We start from the raw sequence: 4,026 nt of genomic DNA, 5'->3' as shown, positions 1-4,026 counted from the left end.
AAGCTGCCGCTCCGGGTCAAGCGTAAGGTCAAGTCCAGACACAAGCCGATCTCCGATCCCAATACAGGATCGGCAACCTCACAGATCGCGACCACTCCCGAAAGGTGGTCAGGAAACACCGCTTACCTTGCAAAGTCGAACGAGCGAATTCAAAGGAAGCCGTCGCTCGCTATGCGCTGAAAAACGTTGGTGCGGACTATCCGATCGACTCCATCATCATGGTGGGTTTCGACCGAGCATCCAACTAGTGGCTAGCCAACCCGCTCCCGGATGGTGTCTGCGAAGCTCTGGAGATTCTTTATAATTTCCTTGGCACCATCCATTTCCCCATTCTCGATAAGCCAACGGGTTTCATGGGTAATGTTGGCAATCTCATCCCTCATCAGTCCCAGCGCTGTCTGTGCATCCTCTGGGATTGCATTAGGCTTACCGGACTCGTCATCATTGGTGATCGCATAAGGCTTCCGTGGGTTCGTATAGTCCACATGCACGGTTCGCATTCCACCGCCTGCAAAGTGCACTGTGTAGTTTGAACCGAACTTGGATGTCGGGTCACGTTTTAGCGTCACTTGCTCCACAATCGTCCTGATGTTCAGCCACCTTTGCCCGCACTTTGAAATCCTGTGGCAATTCCGCCGGTAGCAGATCGGAAGATGCCCTACGCTCCACCTGTACCTTGATGCGCTCTGCCTCTAGCACCTTCATCTGTTCGCTGATGGCGTCCAGCTTGGCTTGGTCTTCATCGATGGCCGAGGCATATCTTGCAGCCCCTGTGCGATTTTCACGGATCAAGCCCATGAAAGTTTCGATGTTGCGCTCTGCGTCTAGCCGCTGACCTTGTAGGGCTTGAAGCTGCCTTGTGATTTCAGCCAGCTTTGACTCCGAACCGCCATTGACGATGGCTTGTAGGTCAATCTCGTTCACGAAATTCAGGAAGGCATTTTCAAACACCTGATAGTGCCATGGCTTGGCCTTGCACGCTTTGACGGCCACACCCTTGCAACGGAATTGGAGTCGCTTGTTGGTGTTATTGCGGGCTTCTGCGAAAAGCGATGGCTTGACCGCATTTCGTCAATGGCGTCTTCCAAATCCCGTTCGTTAATATCTTCCCAACGGAACATCCGTTCAGCTTCTTCCCCGAGCGTGACCAGCACGATTCCGGAGTGGATAATTTCAAGGAAGACTCGTAGCACTTCCACCGTTCTCATACGGCTTAGGCGATCAAGGGCTTCCACCAGTAGGAATGAACCCTTTGCCACCTTGCCATCCTTGGCAGCGGCCACAAAGGCGCTGATTGCACCCTCTTTTCAGGTTCTTGCCCCGGTATGCCGACACGCCAGCATCGATCATGACTTCATCGGCAAGTCTAACGCCATTCCTGTGGCACCAGTCTTCGGCCATGTGCTTTTGACGACGCAAAGAATCGCCATCACCTTGGACGGCCGATGACCACCGGATGTACGAATATGCGACACTTTCCGAATATTTGCCTTCTGTAGAAAAATGCAGCGTTTTCATAGGCTTCCATCGTATTCAACCGCCATATGGGAAGCTTGATCGGCGTTACAAGCTTCTAGGGTGGTAAAACTTTTACCCGATCACTCATGATGAAAACCGCTCACGATTTGTTTGTTGGCTCTTCTTATTTCCGCCGCAGGCGCTAGGCTTTGCGTGACAGTTCGATGACAATCGAGTGACGCCTTTGTTGCGGGCCGGGGAACTATTGAAGTGGCAAAGACCAAGCAGAGCGCAGCCGAGGCGGCGCCACAGTTTCTTGAAGGCGATCCGTCGACTGGCTATCTGCCGGCGCGCAGATGGCCTGTCATCCGCTATGGCCTTATCAGCTTGCTGGCTGCGGCCATCCTGGTGTTTGCCATCGAACTGATCGTGCGCGGCAACTTTGCCGGCACCATTGATTTCTTTCTGCAGCCTTTCAAACCCGGCTGGACCACGATCATCATTTTTGCGCTGATCCTCATCGGTCTCGACGCCGTGCTCGGCCGCAGCCATCAGAGCCTGATGATCGTCGCGCCGCTGACATTGTCGCTGGCGTTCGTCGGCCACCAGAAGTCCCTCTATCTCGGCGATCCGCTCTATCCGACCGATTTCCTCTATTCCCGGCAGATCGTGGCACTGATGCCGCTCCTGGTCCGCGACCGCCCGGGAACCGCCATTGCCCTGGCGATCGGCATCGTCGGCGGGCTGTCGCTGCTCGTCTATGGCTGGCGGTTATGGCGCCGCCGCGTTCCGGCGCTCAGCCACAAGGGCCGCCTTGCCCGGCTGACGCTGACGGTGCCGCTGATCGCTTTCTTCGTCTCCATCATGGACTATGCCACTTTCTCGTGGACGCGCGACCGGCTGCAGATCATCCCGATTATGTGGGACCAGAAGGAAAACTATGCCTCGAACGGTTTTGCGCTCGCCTTCGCGCTGAACGTCCCGATGGCGCATGTCTCGGCGCCGCCCGGCTATTCCGACAAGGCGATCGAAGCGATCGGCAAACCGCAGGTGACCGCCTCGGTACCTGCCGAGAAGCCCGACATCATCGTCGTGATGAGCGAATCCTTCTGGGATCCGACCAAGCTGCCCGGCGTCACCATCACACCCGACCCTATCCCCAATGTGCGGGCCCTGCGCACGGGCTACATGTTCTCGCCCGAGTTCGGCGGCATGACGGCCAACATCGAGTTCGAGGCCCTGACCGGCTTTTCCAACGCCTTCCTGCCGGCGGGCAGCATTCCCTACCAGCAATATGTGCGGACACCGACTCCCTCGCTGGCGACCTTCCTGAAAAGTCAGGGCTACCGGGCACGCGCCATCCATCCCGGCACCAACTGGTTCTGGAACCGGGGGGCCGTCTATGCCGATTTCGGCTTCAACGACTTCAAGTCCGAGGAGACGTTGCCGCCCATGCAGAAGCGCGGACCGCTCGCGTCGGACGCAGCGATGACCGACGAGATCATCCGCGAAGCCGATACCAGCGCCGAGCCGGTCTTCTTTTTCGCCGTCAGCCTGCAGAACCACGGGCCGTATGAGCCGTATCGCTATAACAATCCGACCCACAAGGTGCAGGCGCCGATCAGCCAATGGGCACGTGAATCGCTGTTGAGCTACGCCGAAGGCTCTTCCGATGCGGACCGCGGCCTCGAGCGGCTGATCGAATGGGCGAAGAAACGCGAGCGGCCGACCGTCATCGCATTCTTCGGCGATCACCTGCCGCCGCTTGGGCCGGTCTACGTCGAGACCGGTTTCCTGAAGGACAATGTCGCGCCGCGCAAGGAGGCGGCCGACCAGATGCTACAGCACCACCAGACGCCATTGATCGTCTGGTCGAACCGCAGCGGCCCGGCCGAGGATCTGGGCGTCGTCAGCCCGGCCTTCCTGCCCTACCATATCCTGAAAACGGCCGGCATCAGCCATCCGTATTACACCGGCTTCCTCGGCCAGTTGCGAGAGCGCTACCGCGTCGTCGACCGTAATTTGCTGTTGGCACCGGGAGGCGACGCCACCCCCGATTGGTCGCGTAAGAAAGAGATCGACCAGGCAATCCGCGACTTCCGTCTGCTGCAATACGACATGATGTTCGGCAAGCGCCATGCGGCGCCCGATTTCTTCCCCGAAACCACAGGCAAAGTGGCTGCGCACACGAGCTGAGGCAGCTGAAGTTGCAGCGTGATGCGCGAACTCCGATCGTGTCGTCGAGAGACGGGAATTGTTGCAGCTGACTGCCGACTGCGTAGAGCTGTTCGATTTGTTGGCGTTACCTCGATCGTCTCCCGCGATTATACGAACAGGGCATCCGGTTTGTTTTGTCAGGCGAAATGCGGGAAAACATCCTTGGGTCCGGGCAGGAAATCCATAAGACGTTGCGTCTGCTTACGACACGTCGGCCGTTTGCCCTGTCGGTAGCAAATCAAGTTGTCCGGTTTGGTAGCACATCATTTGTCCGCTTCAGTTTTGCGTCGAAGCGGTTCACGCGGCTTGCCCGGTGCGGCAGGTCTCTTGGATTGTGGCGCCGTCGGGCGT

At 57.7% G+C, this 4,026-nt stretch carries 5 protein-coding genes; 2 read left to right on the top strand and 3 right to left on the bottom strand.

Translation table 11 applies throughout. From position 1 onward, the window contains the following. Positions 1–180 (top strand): hypothetical protein (locus NMG46_RS29410; RefSeq protein ID WP_254820771.1); only part of this gene is annotated, 180 nt, incomplete at its 5' end. Between the two features lie 71 nt (positions 181–251). On the opposite strand, the gene NMG46_RS29405 is transcribed toward NMG46_RS29410, so the two are convergent. The 3 genes from NMG46_RS29405 to NMG46_RS29395 all read right to left on the bottom strand — a co-directional run bounded on the left by NMG46_RS29405 (position 252) and on the right by NMG46_RS29395 (position 1,518). After that, positions 252–500 (bottom strand): hypothetical protein, encoded by a 249-nt coding sequence (locus tag NMG46_RS29405; protein ID WP_254820770.1) that lies wholly within the window; start codon positions 498–500, stop codon positions 252–254. Between the two features lie 52 nt (positions 501–552). Next, a complete protein-coding gene (locus NMG46_RS29400; RefSeq protein WP_254820769.1) occupies positions 553–993 on the bottom strand; it encodes a hypothetical protein in 441 nt (146 codons plus the stop codon). A gap of 228 nt (positions 994–1,221) precedes the next feature. Beyond that, complete coding sequence (locus NMG46_RS29395; protein ID WP_254820768.1) at positions 1,222–1,518, bottom strand: recombinase family protein; 297 nt, start codon at positions 1,516–1,518, stop codon at positions 1,222–1,224. Between the two features lie 210 nt (positions 1,519–1,728). Here NMG46_RS29395 and NMG46_RS29390 point away from each other — a divergent pair, with 210 nt between their 5' ends. Then, positions 1,729–3,654: an LTA synthase family protein gene (locus tag NMG46_RS29390; protein ID WP_254820767.1), complete on the top strand. Its 1,926-nt coding sequence runs from the start codon at positions 1,729–1,731 to the stop codon at positions 3,652–3,654. Positions 3,655–4,026: the final 372 nt, after the last annotated feature.

The sequence above is a fragment of the Mesorhizobium sp. LMG 17147 genome, from assembly GCF_024297145.1.
GTDB lineage: Bacteria > Pseudomonadota > Alphaproteobacteria > Rhizobiales > Rhizobiaceae > Mesorhizobium.
This window is presented reverse-complemented; position numbering and strand designations above follow the sequence as displayed.

Bases quoted from the DNA above. Each gene is read 5' to 3' on its own strand.
- NMG46_RS29405 (WP_254820770.1), bottom strand. From the start codon at position 500: ATGCGAACCGTGCATGTGGACTATACGAACCCACGGAAGCCTTATGCG.
- NMG46_RS29395 (WP_254820768.1), bottom strand. From the start codon at position 1,518: ATGAAAACGCTGCATTTTTCTACAGAAGGCAAATATTCGGAAAGTGTC.